Source organism: Streptomyces sp. NPDC002580 (genome assembly GCF_042889485.1).
Taxonomy (GTDB): Bacteria; Actinomycetota; Actinomycetes; order Streptomycetales; family Streptomycetaceae; genus Streptomyces.
Genome location: NZ_JBIAQZ010000004.1, coordinates 259,603 through 275,912 on the forward strand (window position 1 = coordinate 259,603; position 16,310 = coordinate 275,912).

The 16,310-nt window shown below is 71.5% G+C and carries 15 protein-coding genes and 1 pseudogene; 7 read left to right on the forward strand and 9 right to left on the reverse strand.

What is annotated here, in order from left to right; genetic code table 11:
• Positions 1 to 8: 8 nt before the first annotated feature.
• The 3 genes from ACFYW7_RS15250 to ACFYW7_RS15260 all read right to left on the reverse strand — a co-directional run bounded on the left by ACFYW7_RS15250 (position 9) and on the right by ACFYW7_RS15260 (position 3,609).
• Positions 9 to 1,184: a cytochrome P450 gene (locus ACFYW7_RS15250; RefSeq protein WP_389502100.1), complete on the reverse strand. Its 1,176-nt coding sequence runs from the start codon at positions 1,182 to 1,184 to the stop codon at positions 9 to 11.
• 43 nt (positions 1,185 to 1,227) lie between these two features.
• Positions 1,228 to 1,899 (reverse strand): response regulator, encoded by a 672-nt coding sequence (locus tag ACFYW7_RS15255; RefSeq protein WP_389502102.1) that lies wholly within the window; start codon positions 1,897 to 1,899, stop codon positions 1,228 to 1,230.
• Positions 1,900 to 2,334: 435 nt separating this feature from the next.
• A complete protein-coding gene (locus tag ACFYW7_RS15260) occupies positions 2,335 to 3,609 on the reverse strand; it encodes a histidine kinase (protein ID WP_389502104.1) in 1,275 nt (424 codons plus the stop codon).
• 178 nt (positions 3,610 to 3,787) lie between these two features.
• Between ACFYW7_RS15260 and ACFYW7_RS15265 the strand changes: the two genes are divergently transcribed.
• Positions 3,788 to 3,994, forward strand: coding sequence for a hypothetical protein (locus tag ACFYW7_RS15265; protein ID WP_389502106.1), 207 nt, complete (start codon positions 3,788 to 3,790; stop codon positions 3,992 to 3,994).
• 196 nt (positions 3,995 to 4,190) lie between these two features.
• Here the strand turns inward: ACFYW7_RS15265 and ACFYW7_RS15270 are convergent, their stop codons facing one another.
• Positions 4,191 to 4,583, reverse strand: coding sequence for a ribonuclease domain-containing protein (locus ACFYW7_RS15270; RefSeq protein ID WP_389502108.1), 393 nt, complete (start codon positions 4,581 to 4,583; stop codon positions 4,191 to 4,193).
• 498 nt (positions 4,584 to 5,081) lie between these two features.
• Positions 5,082 to 5,897 (reverse strand): barstar family protein, encoded by an 816-nt coding sequence (locus ACFYW7_RS15275; protein WP_389502110.1) that lies wholly within the window; start codon positions 5,895 to 5,897, stop codon positions 5,082 to 5,084.
• A gap of 214 nt (positions 5,898 to 6,111) precedes the next feature.
• On the opposite strand from ACFYW7_RS15275, the gene ACFYW7_RS15280 reads away from it, so the two are divergent.
• Complete coding sequence (locus ACFYW7_RS15280; protein ID WP_389502112.1) at positions 6,112 to 6,642, forward strand: transposase family protein; 531 nt, start codon at positions 6,112 to 6,114, stop codon at positions 6,640 to 6,642.
• A 461-nt stretch (positions 6,643 to 7,103) separates the two neighbouring features.
• On the opposite strand, the gene ACFYW7_RS15285 is transcribed toward ACFYW7_RS15280, so the two are convergent.
• Positions 7,104 to 7,913: an AIM24 family protein gene (locus ACFYW7_RS15285; protein WP_389502114.1), complete on the reverse strand. Its 810-nt coding sequence runs from the start codon at positions 7,911 to 7,913 to the stop codon at positions 7,104 to 7,106.
• Positions 7,914 to 8,065: 152 nt separating this feature from the next.
• On the opposite strand from ACFYW7_RS15285, the gene ACFYW7_RS15290 reads away from it, so the two are divergent.
• On the forward strand, positions 8,066 to 8,797 hold the full coding sequence (locus ACFYW7_RS15290; protein ID WP_389502116.1) for an SDR family oxidoreductase: 732 nt from the start codon (positions 8,066 to 8,068) through the stop codon (positions 8,795 to 8,797).
• A gap of 92 nt (positions 8,798 to 8,889) precedes the next feature.
• Here ACFYW7_RS15290 and alc read toward each other — a convergent pair whose 3' ends face one another.
• Both alc and allB read right to left on the reverse strand, forming a co-directional pair.
• A complete protein-coding gene (gene alc / locus ACFYW7_RS15295) occupies positions 8,890 to 10,020 on the reverse strand; it encodes an allantoicase (protein ID WP_389502118.1) in 1,131 nt (376 codons plus the stop codon).
• A 254-nt stretch (positions 10,021 to 10,274) separates the two neighbouring features.
• Positions 10,275 to 11,615: an allantoinase AllB gene (allB, locus tag ACFYW7_RS15300; RefSeq protein ID WP_389502120.1), complete on the reverse strand. Its 1,341-nt coding sequence runs from the start codon at positions 11,613 to 11,615 to the stop codon at positions 10,275 to 10,277.
• A gap of 343 nt (positions 11,616 to 11,958) precedes the next feature.
• Between allB and ACFYW7_RS15305 the strand changes: the two genes are divergently transcribed.
• Both ACFYW7_RS15305 and ACFYW7_RS15310 read left to right on the forward strand, forming a co-directional pair.
• Positions 11,959 to 12,762 (forward strand): IclR family transcriptional regulator, encoded by an 804-nt coding sequence (locus tag ACFYW7_RS15305; protein ID WP_389502122.1) that lies wholly within the window; start codon positions 11,959 to 11,961, stop codon positions 12,760 to 12,762.
• Positions 12,759 to 13,172, forward strand: coding sequence for a hypothetical protein (locus tag ACFYW7_RS15310; protein WP_389502124.1), 414 nt, complete (start codon positions 12,759 to 12,761; stop codon positions 13,170 to 13,172). The genes ACFYW7_RS15305 and ACFYW7_RS15310 overlap by 4 nt, the downstream gene beginning before the upstream one ends.
• Positions 13,173 to 13,285: 113 nt before the next feature.
• Here the strand turns inward: ACFYW7_RS15310 and ACFYW7_RS15315 are convergent, their stop codons facing one another.
• A complete protein-coding gene (locus tag ACFYW7_RS15315; RefSeq protein WP_389502726.1) occupies positions 13,286 to 13,582 on the reverse strand; it encodes a DUF5955 family protein in 297 nt (98 codons plus the stop codon).
• Positions 13,583 to 13,825: 243 nt separating this feature from the next.
• Here ACFYW7_RS15315 and ACFYW7_RS15320 point away from each other — a divergent pair.
• Positions 13,826 to 14,422: pseudogene (locus tag ACFYW7_RS15320) on the forward strand (NTP transferase domain-containing protein); the annotation flags it as partial.
• A 248-nt stretch (positions 14,423 to 14,670) separates the two neighbouring features.
• Positions 14,671 to 16,302: a malate synthase A gene (gene aceB / locus ACFYW7_RS15325; protein ID WP_389502126.1), complete on the forward strand. Its 1,632-nt coding sequence runs from the start codon at positions 14,671 to 14,673 to the stop codon at positions 16,300 to 16,302.
• Positions 16,303 to 16,310: the final 8 nt, after the last annotated feature.

A 16,310-nucleotide genomic window follows, 5' to 3' on the forward strand; every position in this document is an offset into this window, starting at 1 on the left:
CGGGCCGTTCACCAGCGCACCGGCATCCGGCGCACACCTCGCATCAGCATGCCGGGCAGCCACCCGCTCGGCGGTCCGTCGAGCGCCAGGTCCGGACACCGCTCCAGCAACGAGCGGAGCGCCACACGGGCTTCGAGCCGGGCCAGCGGCGCGCCCAGACAGTAGTGGATGCCGTGTCCGAAGGCGAGATGACCCCGGGCCTCGCGCCGGATGTCGAAGCGGTCGGGCGCCGCATAGCGCACCCCGTCACGGTCGGCGGCGGTGAGGCCGATCATCACCGCTTCGCCGGACCCGATGGCCGTGCCGCCGATGTCGAGCGGCTCCGCCGCGTAGCGGAACGTGGCGTTCTCCACCGGTCCCTCATAGCGGAGCGTCTCCTCGACGGCACCGTCGAGGAGCGTCATGTCGGCCCGCAGCGCCGCGAGTTGGTCGGGGTGATCGAGCAGGGCCCGGACCGCTCCGGCGATGAGGTTGACCGTCGTCTCGTGCCCGGCGACCAGGAGCACGAACGCCATGCCCCGCAGTTCCTGGGACGAGAGCCGGTCACCGTCCTCCGCGGTGGTGCGGATGAGCCCGCTGAGCAAGTCGCCCTCGGGCCCCCTGCGCCTCTTGAACTCAATCAACTCACCTAAATACGCGGCGAGTTCGACGAAGGCCTCGTACTCGCTCCCGGCGCTGGTGGGCGCGACGGCCTCCGTGGACAGCGCGCGAAAGGCGGCCCGGTCCTGCTCGGGCACCCCGAGCAGCTCGCAGATGACGGTCAGCGGAAGTGGATAGGCGAACGACTCGACGAGGTCGGCGCGGCCGCGGGGCAGCATCGCGTCGAGCAGTTCGTCGGTGATCTCCTGGATCCGGGGGCGCAGCGCCGCGACCCGCCGCCCGGTGAACTCACCCGCGATCAGCGTCCTCAGTCTGGTGTGCCGCGGCGGATCGGCGACGAGCAGATGTTTGCCGATCAGCTCCTCGTCCAGGAACGTGACCCCGATCTTCTCCCCGTCCTTGGCCAGTCGCGGGTCGGCGAGCGCGGCCCGCGCCTCCTCGTACCCGACGACGAGCCAGGTCTCGTGGCGCGCGTCGGGGTGCGGCAATCGCACCCGGTGCACCGGACCGAGCTCGCGCAACTCCGCGTAGACGGGGTGCGGATCCTCGGTGAACCGCGCCCCGTACTCCCCCAGATCGATCACGACTCCCCCTCGCGTCACACCGTCCAACGCCCGAGGCCACCGATCAGTGCCCGTCCTCCTCCAGGAGACCCGCGTCGTAGGCCAACAGGGCTATCTGCACACGGTTGTTGAGATCGAGCTTGGCCAGGATCCGCGAGACGTGCGTCTTGACCGTGGCGACGCTCATGAACAGTGCGGCGGCGATCTCCGCGTTCGGGCTCCCCCGTCCGACGGCCACGGCGACCTCGCGCTCCCGTTCGTTCAGAGCGGCCATCCGCGAACGCGCCGCGGACCTGCGGGTGTCGAGTGCGGAACCGGCGGCGTGCGCCATCAACTGGCGGGTGACGGTGGGCGACAGCACCGGATCCCCGGCCGCGACCCGGCGCACCGCGGCCACGATCTCCGCGGGCGGGGTGTCCTTGAGAACGAAGCCGGCCGCGCCCGCCCTCAGGGCGCGCAGCACCTGCTCGTCGGCGTGAAAGGTCGTCAGGACCACGACCTGGGGCGCCTCTTCACGACCGCGCAGGCGCTCGGTGGCGGTCAGTCCGTCGACGGTCGGCATCCTGATGTCCATCAGGACGACGTCGGGCCGGGTGCGGTCGACGAGTGCCTGCACCTCACTCCCGTCGGCGGCCTCCCCCACGATCTCGATGTCCTCGGCGCCGCCCATCATCAGGGACAACCCCGCTCTCACCAGGGGATCGTCATCGACGAGCAGCACACGGATCGCAGTCATGCCCCCCACCCAACCAGCTCCCCGAACCCCACATCACCCTTCCCCACCCTCTCCCAAGGCCTGGGAGCCCCACCCGTCTCCCAAGGTCCGGGCCCCGCCCCCATCCCAAGGTCCGGGCCCACCCGCCCACCTCTCATCGCCCCATCCGCCCCTACCCGTCCCGTACCCGGGGCGCCGCCCCGGACCCCGCTCCTCAAACGCCGGAGGGGACGGATCCTGCGCCGGAGGGCTGGATCCCGCCCCCGGTCGAAGGCTGAAAAGCCGAAACGCACCCGCTGCCGGCAGCCGGCAGCGGACGGAAGGGGCCGTGCCGGTACATCGCAAGCCCGTCGCCACCGACGCCCACACCTCACCCGACGGCGACGGGCGGATGTACCGACACGGCCCCGACCCACAACGCACCGCACCGCACCCCGCAGGGGACCCGCACCCGGCTCAGCCACCCCACGGCAACCAAGCCCGAACCCGAAACCCCCCACCCCCCAGGGCCCCGTGCTCCAACCGCCCTCCCGCCAGAGTCGCCCGCTCCGTCAACCCGATCAGCCCCTGCCCTGACCCCGGCACCTTCGGCACCTCACCCGGCGGCGCGGGATGGGCGACCGTCACGGTCAGCCCGTCTCCGGCGGCCCCCCGCACCGTCACCGTGACCTCGGCCCCGGGCGCGTGCTTGCGGGCGTTGGTCAACGCCTCCTGGACGATGCGGTAGGCGGTGCGGCCGACGGACGCGGGCACGGCGTCCGGGTCGGAGACACCACTGTCGAGGACGACCTTCGCCCCGGCGGACCGCGACTCGGCGACGAGCCCCTCGAGCGCCGCGAGCGTCGGCTGCGGCCGCCCCGCGTCGTCGGAGTCCCCGGCCCGCAGCACCCCGATGATCTCACGCAGATCCTGCAGCGCCTCGTGCGCGCTCTCCCGGATCACTCCCGCCGCCCGGGCGACCTCCTCGCGAGGCGCGTCGGGCCGGAACTCCAGCGCCCCCGCGTGCACGCTCAGCAGCGTGAGCCGGTGCGCGAGCACGTCGTGCATCTCGCGCGCGATCGCCTCGCGGGCGAGCCGCTGCGCCTGCTCGGCCCGCAGCGCCGCCTCCGTCTCGGCCCGCCGCGCCCGGTCCCGCAGACTCAGCATGAGCTGGCGCTTGGACCGTACGAACATGCCCCAGCCGACCACCGCAGAGGTGAGCAGCGCGGTGACGGCGACGGCGGCGGGATAGGGCAGCTCGGGGTCGGGCCGGAGCCAGAAGAACGCCGGGAGCAGCGCGAGCTGGACCCCGGCGACCGAGGCCACGTACCGGAAGGGCCGGTGCACGGCGAGGGTGAACAGGGCGACCAGGCCCGCGCCGCCCGACGTGTTCGCGACCAGTCCGACCGGGATCATGGCGACGGCGAGTCCCAGTGGCCAGCGTCGGCGCAGCCAGACCGCGGCGCAGGCGAGCGCGCCGATCCACTGGTCGGCGACGGCGAGGCCGTGCGGGGTGTTCGGGTCGTCGGTCAGGGTGTTCGCGGCCGCAAGACCGATGACGACGGCCAGCAGGAAGAGGCCGAAGTCGACGAACCAGTCGCGCAGGGTGCGCCGCGGCCGTCCGGAGCGCCCCGCCCGCACGGCGTCGGGGTCGAGCTCCGAGGCCACGGCCGAGGGCAGCAGCCAGCGTCGGCCGGGCAGGGTCGGCCCGGGAACGTCACGCGGCTCGGGCACCGGATGGTCAGCACTCACGGTCACCAAATCTACGCAGCGGGACCCGCCGGCACCTCCCCACAGGGGCCGTCACCGACCGAAGTCGGGCCGCTTCAGACTTTCGTCGGGCCGAAGGGCCGGGAACGAAGACTTCGGTCGGACGGCCCTCGCCCCGAGGCCGATGCGCTCGGGGGGCCGACGGGGCGAGGGTCGTTCCATGAAGCAGATTCTGGAGGTTCTCGGTTTCGTCGCCCTCGTACAGGGCGTCCTCGGTCTCGTCCGGGAGATCACCGGATGGCCGCGCGGTTGGGGGCTCGTGCGGCGGCTGGGATTCCTCGACGGTCACGAGATCTACGCGAGCGCCACGCTGCTCGTCCTGGCGTTCGCGCTGTTCGCGGCTGCGGAGAGCCGGAAGTCCGGCTGAACACGGTCCGGACTCCCGGCGTCCCCGCCCACCGGCGGGTCACCGCGGATCGCGGGGGACACGACGGATCACGCCGGTCCGGCATGGACCTCAGCGGACCACGACGGATCACGGTCGGCCAGGACGAATCACGGCTGGCCAGGACGGATCACCGCGGACGGGATCAGCAAGCGATCACTGAACGATCGGTGAGCGATCAGCAGGCGAAGTTGACCAGCCGGAACGTGACGTAGTGGTCCGCGGTGTAGTAGTCCTCCCGGGTCTTCTTGCCGGTCACGATGCGACGGGCGCCACGCGTCGAGGAGCCGGGCGTGACGACCGTGTACTCGTGGTAGTAGCCGGTGGACTGGGAGGGCAGGACACCCTCCCGGTTCTGGAAGACCGCCCCGTCCTGCGAGTACGGGAAGGGGCCTCCGGACGCGATCAGGTTGAGCGTGGTGTACGCCTGGGAGGGCAGCGCGCTGTAACAGATGCTGCCGACGGCGGTCGCCGCCGCGTTGGCCGGAACCACGGCGGTGCCGCCGACGAGCAGGGCGGACATGAGGGCCACGAGGGCACCGATACGAGTGGTACGTGGGGGGAATCTCATGGACCTAGGATGACGCGCGTAGAGCATGACATGTCAATGTCAAGGACGCTGTTTTCTTCCGTCAAGTCCGAAGGATTTTCCGGGAGTTAACCTGCGCGCCGCGGCCCCACCCGGTCTCGACAGCCGCCCGGAAGCCACCGGCCAGGCCCGTCGCGCCGAGCCGATCACCGCACGAGCGCGACCCCGACCCCACCCGCCGCCATCGCCGTCTCCTCGGTCTTTTCCCTGCCCCTGGAACGCCAGGACGCGGCAAGCCCGACCCGTCGAGAACGGGGCGGGCTTGCCACTTCGACCGAGGAATCTCTGTTTCAGAACGTCGGGTTCACATCGCCGCCGAAGGCGACGATCACCGATCCTGCCCCTCGGCCAGACAGTCGTGTTCCGGCCGCCGGACCGAATCATGGACGGATCGATCACGGTGTGCGGATCCAAGCCCTCCGTGAGGTCGGACAGTCGACACCCGCAACTGAGGACATCCACCCCGCGCCACCTTGCCCATTACGCGAACTCAACGGTGACCCCGCGCCGCTCAAGGCAATTGACGATCAGATCCAGCACCGAAGCGTTCGGATGATAGGCGGGAAGACCACCCAGCATGTCCGCTGCCACCTCGGAACTCTCCCAGACGAGACGGAAAGGGGCGGCTGGGCCGAATCCACCAAAAAGGCAGTCGTCGAGTGCGGCCAAATTACTGCCGTAGTACCCTCCAGGGCCGTTCATGGCTTCGCCAATGGCACAGTAGAAACTTGCGACATCACTGATGTTCGCGCCGTCGAGTGTGTACTGCTCTCGACGCGGATTTACCTTTCCAGCGGCACCCAGATACTTTCGGGCGACCTCGAGCCAGCCCTCCCGCTGACCTATCGGAAGGCTCACCCAGTCGTTCACGGCGGTGGGCGAGCGACGGCTCCAAGCCTTCCACACCTCGTGCGCTCCGGCTTCCGGCAGCGAGGCCAGCCAGCAGGACAAGGTGGCCACCGCCGTCCCACCCTCCTCTTCCTCCCAGCGTTCCAACGTCACGGCTCCCGCGAAATACGAGCCGATGGTCCGGCCGGTCGTGTCGTGGAGGTCGATCCACACATTGACGGGGTCGTCTCCGGAACCTCCCTCGGGGTGGAGTGCCCTCCTCAGGGCTCCCGGCGCGTCCGGGCCGATCAGTCGGGGGCTCAGCCAGCATCCGCGATCCTCGCCGTCGACATCTGCCTCCGGATCGAATTCGGACAGCGCGTCCTCGTGCCCGGTGAAGAAGTCCCGGATGTCGGAGAAGAATCCGAGTCGCGTGTCGTCGCCATCGTCCGCGCGAAGGGAGAACATGGATTTTTCCATTCGGTAAACGAACCCTGGGGGACCCGCTCGGTGAGTCCCCCAGGGTTTCAGGTGAATTGTCCAGCCGCCAGAGCGAGACCGTGAGCCTTTTCCAACCTGCTGGCGTGGCTGGCAGGTTGGGGCACCCTGCGCGAGGTGAACGACGAAGCTCCCGGTAGACGGGTTCACGACCAAGATCACCCGTGCCGGCCAGGAACTTCGCGTGCTTGTTCACCCATCGGCGATCGATCTGTCCAGCGCGCACCTTCGTCACCTTGCCCGGCGCCTGGCCGCTCACCGCCGCAAGATCGGCACCCGATGGCGTCGCATCACGCCGAGCCGGCAGGCGCTTCCGGTCCTGGCTCACCTGCGCCACGGCATGAACGTCCAAGTCCTCACCGACCCGTTCGGACGGCCGCTGCGGGCTTCGCCCGCGCTCCCCGGCTCCCTTCACGACCTGACCGCCGCCCGTACCCACGGCATCGTCGACGCACTCGCCGAGGCCGGACCGAAGTACTGGGCCGACAAGGCTCATCAGGGCGCCGGCGATTCCATCCCGGTGCCCTTCCGCGGCCGTCGCCCCAAGCGGTGGCAGCGCGGGCACAACAGCACCCACGCCAAGATCCGCTGCCTCGGCGAGCAGGCCATGGCCACCCTCAAAGGCCGGCGGCTCCCGCGGAAACCCCGCTGCAGCACCAACCGCATCACCGACCTGGTGAAGGCCGTCCTCGTCCTTCACCACGCATCAGCGTGAGGTCGGAAAAGGCTCATGGTCCCGCACGGGCGCCGCGTCCGTGTCGATGCCCGCGCCGAGATCACTGCTGATCGGCCGGCTCTCCATCAATGAGATCGTTCGGCCCTCTTCCGGTGTCCTGATCGCGGCACGTGGTCACCATCTCGGCGATCCGTGCACGACGTTCCGAGGCAGGCGCGCCACGGTCGGTGTCGTACTTCCGGGCAGCGCGGGGGCATCCCCGGCGGCTCATACGTTGCGCCGGCTCGAACGGTTCAAGTCCGCGCGCACGAATCGGGATCACCGCAGATCTGGTCCGAGCCCCGCCGCAGCAACCACCCCCGTCCCGGCGGATCAGGCAGCCGTCGCCCCGTCCGGAGCGCCCGTCCCGCCGCCGGTCGGCCCAAAACTGCCCCTGAGCCACGCCTCCCCGCCGCATCGAGCGATCCCGCCCGGCCGCGATGCGCGACCCCGGAACCCCATCACCCCACGTCGGACGAGAACAGCCCGCCCGTCGGGCCCTGCTTGTCGCCGCCCTGTGCCTTTCTCAGGGCGTTGGCGAGGCTCTCGATGGTGAGCGACTGGAGGATCACCTGTCCGTCGCCCTCCAAGGTGGCGAGCGACAGACCCTCACCACCGAAGGCCGCGTTCATCAGGCCCTGGCGGTTGAGGCCTCCGATGCGCTGGACTCCGTACTGGATGCCCTCCTCGAAGGCGACGACACAGCCGGTGTCGACCTCGATGCGGCCACCGAAGTCGGCCGGGTTCAGGTCGATGAAGTTGCCCGCGCCCGCGATGATCACCGTGCCGTGCCCGGTGAACTTCTCCAGGACGAATCCCTCGCCGCCGCTCCGCCCGGTGCGGCCGCCCTGGAAGGCGATCCCGAACCGCACGCTCGACTCCGCCGCCACGAAGGCGTCCTTCTCGGCGAACCACGCGCGCGTGCCGTCGAGCTCCAGGGCGCGCATCTCGCCGGGCAGCACGCCCGCGAAGCCGACGGTGCCCTCGCCGCCCGTCGAGGTGAAGTACTGGAACGCCAGCGACTCGCCCGCGAGGGCGCGCTGACCGGCCTGCATGGCGGTACCCACGGCCTGGCGCAGCATGCCGCCCACGCCCGCGCCCCCGCCCTGCTGCCGGTCGCCGCCGGACGGACCGGAGAGCCGCGTCTCCATGGTCACGTTGGTCGTCTTGAACAGGAACTTTCCCGCTTCGCAGTACACGGTCTGGCCGAGGCCCAGGTTGACGACCGCCATCTGCATGGCATTGCCGACGATTTCTTGCTGAAGGGTCACGCCAGGAGAACGCGGGAAGCGGAGTGAAGAGTTCCGGCCCATCGGGTGAAGCGCCGCGCCCCGTGCCGGTGCCCGGCGAACTCGATGTCCGTTCGCCGCCGGTGCCGGGACCGCGAGGGGGCTGGGATGGACATATGACATCTCAAGGAACCATGAACGGCAGGGTGGCCCTCGTGACCGGTGGCAGCCGGGGCATCGGGGCCGCGACGGCGCTGCGTCTGGCCCGCGAGGGAGCGGACGTGGCCGTCACCTTCGTGAGCGACGAGGAAGCGGCTCAGGAGGTCGTGCGGGGCGTCGAGGCGCTCGGACGCAGGGGGCTCGCCCTGTGCGCGGACTCCTCGGACGCGAGGGCGGCGGGCGGGGCGGCCGACCGGGTCGTCGCGGAGTTCGGGCGGCTCGACGTGCTCGTCAACAACGCGGGGGTGGGCGTCCTGGGACCGTTGGACTCCCTGTCCGCGGCGGAGGTCGACCGGGTGCTCGCCGTCAACGTCCGGGGCGTCTTCCTCGTCTCCCAGGCGGCGGCCCCGCACCTCGGGGACGGCGGGCGGATCATCACGATCGGCAGTTGCATGACGCAGCGGGTACCCGGCCCCGGGGGAACGCTGTACGCGATGAGCAAGTCCGCGCTGATCGGTCTGACCAAGGCGCTCGCCCGGGAACTGGGCGGGCGGGGAATCACCGCCAACATCGTCCATCCCGGCCCGGTCGACACGGACATGAACCCGGCGGACGGTCCGTACGCGCCGGGTCAGGCCGCGATGACCGCCGCGGGCCGCTTCGGCACCGCCGCCGAGGTCGCGTCGATGGTCGCCTACCTGGCGGGAGGCGAGGCGGGGTACGTGACGGGGGCCGAGTTCGCGGTGGACGGCGGCCACGCGGCGTGACGTGGTGGCCGTACCGGCTGCGGCGCGGTACGGCCACCACCCTGTCGTGTCGCGACGCGACGTGTGGGAACGCGGGGGACGGAGCGGGGCCCTCAGCCGCCCAGGTCCTGGTGGCGGGTCGCCAGGGCCAACGCGCCCTCCTCCGTCAGCGAGCCGAAGAGGCGCAGCCGGGAGATTCCCCCGTCCGGGAAGATGTCCACGCGCGCGTGGGTGCCGACGACCGGTGCGGTGAGGGGGAACCGGTGGTTCGTGTCGGGCTGGAGGCGCGTGCGGGGCAGGACCTCCGTCCACTCCCCCGAGTCGCCGTCGCGCACCGACACCGAGGCCCATCCGGCGCTGTTGCCCTTGAGGTACGCCGTGTCGATCTCGATCGCGCGGATCTCGGACCGGGCGACGAGCCGGTAGCGGATCCAGTCGTTGCCGTGGTCCCGGCGGCGGCGGGTCTCCCAGCCGTCGTCCATCTTGCGTGAACGGCCCGGCTGGACGGTGTTGGTGGCGGGTGAGTAGAAGAGGTCGGAGGCGTCCTCGACCTGTCCGCCGTTCTCCAGGGCGACCACGTCGAAGGTGCCGAGGACGGACAGCCAGTGCGGGTCGGGCACGACCTCGCCGTGCACCCGCAACCGCGCGATGCCCCCGTCGGGGTGCTGGTTGACGCGCACGTGCGTGAAACGCTGCTCCACGGAGACGGCGAACCCGTTGGCCGCGTGACCGCCGACCTCCGTGCGCGGCACGAGGGTCGTCCACGGCACGTCGTCCGCGAGGAGTTCCTCCGGAGAGGGCGAACCGGGCACCGACACGCCCTCGACCGACACCGCCTGCGGATAGTTGCCGCGGAAGTGGGCCGTGTCGATCACGATCCCGCGGATCACGCCGGGAGCACCGAGGCGCACCAGCGCCCAGTCGTGGTCGTCGGCGGCCGGCCAGGGGTGCTCGGCGGAGGCGCCGCGCCGCCGCCGGGTCTCCCAGCCGTCCATGATCTTGCCCTTGTGCCCGAAGCGCTCGGGGTCGAACTCCGCGGCCCCGGGTACGAGGAGGTTCTCGCGCTCGGCGAAGAACTCGTCACCGGCGGCGACGACGCCGGCGCCGAGCCGCCGGTCGGCGAGGTCGGCGTACCGGGTGAAGGGGAACGCGGTGGTGCGGTAGTCCGCGTACGGATCCCCGCCCGTGTAGGGGTTCGCGTCCCCGGTGAAGGTGGCCGGAGCGGAAGGGCGCTGCGCCGTCACGATGATCGAACTGCCTTTCGGGGTCGGCCGGTGCGGAAGTCGTGCGAGTGCGATGCGGGTGCGGTCGCGGGGTCGAGGTCGGGGTCGGGGTGGGTGCCGGAGTACGGAGCGGTAACGGCGGCCGGTGCCACGGAAAGGTGACGCCGACCGGTCACATGTCACCGGTCACTCGGACCGGTGACATGTATCGGTGACGTGTATCGGCGGTCGACGGCGGCGGCGGGCGGTAGTGGGCGGATGCGTCACCGGCGGGGTCACGGGTGGCGGGTGAGGAGGTGTCCGGCGGGTCGGGCGAACCGGCCCTCGGCGAAGACGCGTTCGCCGCGGAGCCAGGTCGACTTCACGACACCGCTGAGGGTCCTGCCCGCGTAGGCCGTCACCCGGTTGCGGTGCTGGAGCGCGGCGGGGTCGACGGTGAAGGTCTCGTCCGGGGCCAGCACCGCGAAGTCGGCGTCGCGGCCCGCCTCGACGGCCCCCTTGCGGTCGGCGAGTCCGGCCAGTTCGGCCGTGCGGGAGGACATCCAGCGGACCACGTCCTCCAGGCCGTGGCCCCGCCGACGGGCCTCGGTCCAGACGGCGGACAGGCTCAGCTGGAGTCCGGAGATGCCGCCCCACGCGGTCGCGAAGTCGTCCGTCTTGAGGTCGGCCGTGGACGGCGAGTGGTCGGTGACCACGCAGTCGATCGTGCCGTCGGCGAGCGCCCGCCACAGCAGGTCCTGGTTGGCGGCCTCGCGGATGGGCGGGCAGCACTTGAACTCGCTGGCGCCGTCCGGGACCTCCTCGGCGGTCAGGGTCAGGTAGTGCGGGCAGGTCTCCACGGTGAGCCGGACGCCCTCGGCCTTCGCGGCGGCGATCAGCGGCAGCGCGTCGCTCGACGACAGATGCAGCACGTGCACCCGCGCGTCGAGGCGGGCGGCCTGAGCGATGAGGCCCCGGACGGCGGCGTCCTCGGCGTCGCGGGGGCGCGAGGCGAGGAAGTCGGCGTACCTCCGGCCGCCCTGCCGCGGGGCGGCCGCCAGGTGGTGGGGGTCCTCTGCATGCACGATCAGCAGTCCGTCGAAGCCGGCGATCTCGGCGAGGGACCGGGCGAGCCGCTCCTGGTCCAGTTCGGGGAACTCGTCCACCCCGGAGGGTGACAGGAACGCCTTGAAGCCGAAGACTCCGGCGTCGTGCAGGGGCCGCAGGTCCTTGACGTTGTCCGGGAGCGCGCCGCCCCAGAATCCGACGTCGACGTGCGCCTTCGAGCGGGCGACATCCTGCTTGGTACGAAGGTTGCCGACCGTCGTCGTCGGGGGGAGGGAGTTGAGCGGCATGTCGATCAGCGTGGTGATGCCACCGGCGGCCGCGGCGCGCGTAGCGGTCCAGAAGCCCTCCCACTCGGTGCGGCCGGGGTCGTTCACATGGACGTGGGTGTCGACCAGGCCCGGCAGCAGCACGTGGTCGCCGAAGTCCTCGAACCGGGCGCCGGACGGCACCTCGGCTTCGTACGGCAGTACGGCCGCGATCTTCCCCCGGGCGACCGCGACCGAAGCCGCACGCGTGCCCTCGGGAGTGATGACGCGTGTCGAGCGCAGCACCAGTTCGACTTCGGACACCCGGACCCCTCTCTCCGCCGCCGTCGGCTCCCGTCCTCGCCGGTCCACTTCCGCGAAACGGAATTCAACTTTCTGTTGAAGGAGTCTTCACTCCCGCCCTCCGCTCGTCAAGGGTCCACTTCCCCGCCCCGCGCCCGCTCTCCCACCTCTGGATGATTCCATCCAGTGGAAGTAGGATTCCGGCAAGCAGAATGCGGGGGCGGGCAACCGGGGAGCCGACCGACCGCCGGGTAGGCTGCGGCCCTGCCTTACCGCCACTCGCCGGCGCCCCGCTCGAGACGCTTCGGGGCGCCCTCTCGATCCGGGTCCCCTCTCGATCCCGCGCCCCGAAAGGACCGCCGCCGTGCCGCCGTCCAGCGCCAGCACCACCGACGCCGCCAAATCGTCCGCTCCCAGTGGCGGCGTCCAGTCCCTCGAGCGCGCCTTCGATCTGCTGGAGCGCATGGCGGACGCCGGGGGCGAGGTCGGGCTGAGCGAGCTCTCCGCGAGCAGCGGGCTGCCGCTGCCCACCATCCACCGGCTGATGCGCACCTTGGTGGTCTGCGGGTACGTACGCCAGCAGACCAACCGCAGGTACGCGCTCGGCCCCCGGCTGATCCGCCTCGGCGAGTCCGCCTCCCGGCTGCTCGGCACCTGGGCCCGGCCCTACCTGGCACGCCTGGTCGAGGAGACCGGCGAGACCGCGAACATGGCACTGCTCGACGGGGACGAGATCGTCTACGTCGCCCAGGTGCCGTCCAAGCACTCCATGCGGATGTTCACCGAAGTGGGCCGCCGGGTGCTGCCGCACTCCACGGGGGTCGGCAAGGCGCTGCTGGCCCACACCCCGGACGCCGAGGTGCGCGCGCTGCTCTCCCGCACCGGGATGCCCGCCGCCACGGACAAGACGATCACCACGCCGGAGGGCTTCCTCGCCGCGCTCGAAGAGGTGCGCCGGACCGGCTACGCGGTCGACGACAACGAGCAGGAGATCGGCGTGCGCTGCCTGGCCGTCTCCGTGCCCGACTCCCCCACCGCCGCCGCGATCTCGATCTCGGGTCCGGCCGGCCGGGTCACCGACGCCGCCACCGAGAAGATCGTGCCCGTGCTCCAGCAGGTCGCGGCCGAGCTGTCGGAGGCGCTGGCCAGCTCGGGCCCCGCCCAATGACACGAGACCTGTACAACGTCCGGCCGCGTCCCGCGGAGGGCGCCGCCACGGCGCTGACCGACGAGGAGGAACAGCGCTTCCGGGCCGTGCTGTTCAGCGAACTCGGCGACAAGATCGCGGACCAGGGCTGGGCGCGTTTCCCGGCGCACACACCCGAGGACCGCCGTCGCCTGATCGAGGTGGGGCAGCGCCTCACCGCCCACTGGGGGCAGCGGGTGTTCGTGGAGCCCGAGGACGAGTGCCGCTTCCTGCTCCGGCTCGCCGGACACGAAGCGCTTCCGGAGTCGGCGCCGAAGGGGCCCTCGGCCCCGGCGGGGCCGCATGGTCCCTCTCCGGTCGACTCCCTGCGGCCGGACCACCGGGCGCCACCGGCGGGTGTCGCCCCCGCAGCGCTCCCTCAGGGTGCATGACGTCCGGGGGTGACGCAGAGGCCGGCGCCCGAGGGCGACGTCCAAGGGCTCGGATCCCGGACGGGCCGAAGAGGTGAGCTTGCCGACAGGACGGGCGGGCGCGTCGCAGGCGTTCATCGTCGGCTTCGGCGCGGGGGCTCTCCGAAGAGTTCCACGGCGTCGCGGACGTCCGCGAGCCGGGCCGCCAGGGCGCTGACCGAGCCGATCGCGCCCGCGACCACAAGGAGGGAGCGGCGCAGCCGGGGGATCTCGGGGGCGCCCGCGGCGGCCATCGCGGCGAGGGCCGCGAGTTCGTCCTCGGCGATGCCGCGGTCGGGGAACTCGGCCGGATGCGTGGCGAGTTCACGGCGCAGCCGGGAGACGGCGATACTCAGTTCCGCCACCCTCGGGTCCTCGTCGCTGCCGGTCACTGGCCTCTGCCCCAAGCTCCGCAATACAGCTCTCCCCCTGGCGCGCCGCTCTGCGTCGGTCTTCCGGTCTTCCCTGCCTCGGCCCCGGCTCCCGTGGCGGTGGTCGGGCGCCGGGGAGCCGAGCCAGTAAACGCCACCCGACGCGCCGGGCGCCACCGCGCGGACCGAAATTCCGTCCGGAAACACCCGGTCGAGGGTCCGGGTTCCGGGGCGCGCTCCGCCCGGGTCGGGTATGCAGGGGACATGACGGAGAACAGGGACGAGGTGGCCGGCCTGTTGCTGGCGGCCGGCGGCGGCCGGCGTCTCGGGGGCCACCCCAAGGCGCTCCTGCTCCACCGGGGACGCCCTCTGGTCGAACACGCCGTCGCGGTGTTGCGGGCCGGGGGCTGCGCCCGCGTGCATGTCGTGCTCGGCGCCGGGGCCGAGGACGTACGGGATCGGGCCTCACTGGCCGGGTGCACCCTCGTGGACAACCCGCGGTGGGAGGAGGGCATGGGTTCCTCGCTGCGGGCGGGTCTCGACTCGCTGGCGGGCTCGGGGGCGCGGGCCGCGCTGGTGTCGCTGGTGGACCAGCCGGGGATCGGCCGGGAGGCGGTGTCCCGGGTGCTCGCCGCCTACTCCTCCCCGCGGTCGCTCGCCGCGGCGGCCTACGCGGGTGAGCGCGGCCATCCGGTGCTCGTCGGGGCCGGTCACTGGGCCGGGATCGCGGAGAGCGCCACCGGCGACCGGGGCGCGCGCGCCTATCTGCGGGCCCACGAGGACACCCTCACCCTCGTCGAGTGCGGGGACGTGGCGCGGGCGTACGACATCGACACGGAGGCCGACCTGGTCCACCTCGAAGGAGCGGGCCCGGCACCGCGTGCCACCTCTGCCGCCCCGGAGAGTCTCGACATCAACAGACCATTGAACTTCCACCATGAGGAAACTACTATCCACTGATCAGAAGCGGCCCGCCGTGACAAGGAGCCCGGCGCCGTCCTCGCGACTCGCGGCACCGGGTGCCGGGCGCGCGGACGCCACCCGTGGTTCGCTCGCACGGACCGTATGTGGCTCGCCCGCACGCAGCTCGCCGAAGGAAGTGACAGCACATGTCCGCAGCAGCGCCGTCCCCGCCGGTCGTCGTCGACGCCGGGCCCCTGCCCCGGCAGGAGGAGGTCCTGACCGACGCGGCCCTCGCCTTTGTGGCCGAGCTGCACCGGCTGTTCACGCCCCGGCGTGACGAGCTCCTCGCCCGCCGCGCGGAGCGCCGCGCCGAGATCGCCCGGACCTCCACGCTCGACTTCCTCCCGGAGACCGCCGCGATCCGCGCGGACGACTCCTGGAGGGTGGCCCCGGCTCCGGCCGCGCTCGAGGACCGCCGGGTCGAGATCACCGGCCCCACCGACCGCAAGATGACGATCAACGCCCTGAACTCCGGCGCCCGCGTCTGGCTCGCGGACTTCGAGGACGCCTCGGCGCCCACCTGGGAGAACGTGGTCACCGGTCAGCTCAACCTGATCGACGCCTACACCCGCCGCATCGACTTCACGGACCCGAGGTCCGGCAAGTCGTACGCCCTCAAGGCGAACGACGAACTCGCGACGGTCGTGATGCGGCCGCGCGGCTGGCATCTGGACGAGCGTCATCTCCTGGTCGACGGCACGCCCGTGCCCGGCGCGCTGGTCGACTTCGGCCTGTACTTCTTCCACAACGCGCGGCGGCTGCTCGACCTCGGCAAAGGCCCGTACTTCTACCTGCCGAAGACCGAGTCGCACCTCGAAGCCCGCCTGTGGAACGACGTGTTCGTCTTCGCGCAGGACCACGTCGGCATCCCCCGGGGCACGGTCCGCGCGACGGTCCTGATCGAGACGATCACGGCCGCCTACGAGATGGACGAGATCCTGTACGAACTCCGCGACCACGCATCCGGGTTGAACGCGGGCCGCTGGGACTACCTCTTCTCCATCGTCAAGAACTTCCGTGACGGCGGGACCAAGTTCGTCCTGCCGGACCGCAACGCGGTGACGATGACGGCCCCGTTCATGCGCGCGTACACCGAACTCCTCGTCCGTACCTGCCACAAGCGCGGCGCTCACGCGATCGGCGGCATGGCCGCGTTCATCCCCTCGCGCCGCGACGAGCAGGTCAACAAGATCGCCTTCGAGAAGGTCAAGGCCGACAAGGACCGGGAGGCGGGCGACGGTTTCGACGGCTCGTGGGTGGCCCACCCCGACCTCGTCCCGATCGCGATGGCCTCCTTCGACGCCGTCCTCGGCGACCGGCCGAACCAGAAGGACCGGTTGCGCGAGGACGTGTCGGTCGCGGCGGGTGACCTCATCGCCGTCGACTCGCTCGACGCCCGGCCGACGTACGACGGTCTGGTCAACGCCGTGCAGGTGGGCATCCGTTACATCGAGGCCTGGCTGCGCGGCCTCGGCGCGGTCGCCATCTTCGATCTCATGGAGGACGCCGCCACCGCGGAGATCTCGCGCTCGCAGATCTGGCAGTGGATCAACGCCGGTGTCGTCTTCGAGCACGACGGGCGGACGGTGGCCGCCACTCCGGAGCTGACCCGCGAGATCGCCGCGCGGGAACTCGCCGACATCCGCGCCGAGATCGGCGAGGAGGCCTTCGCGGCCGGTGCCTGGCAGCGGGCGCACGACCTGCTCCTGCAGGTCGCGCTGGACGAGGACTACGCGGACTTCCTGACCCTGCCGGCGTACGAGCAGCTGTCCGGCTGACCGGTCCG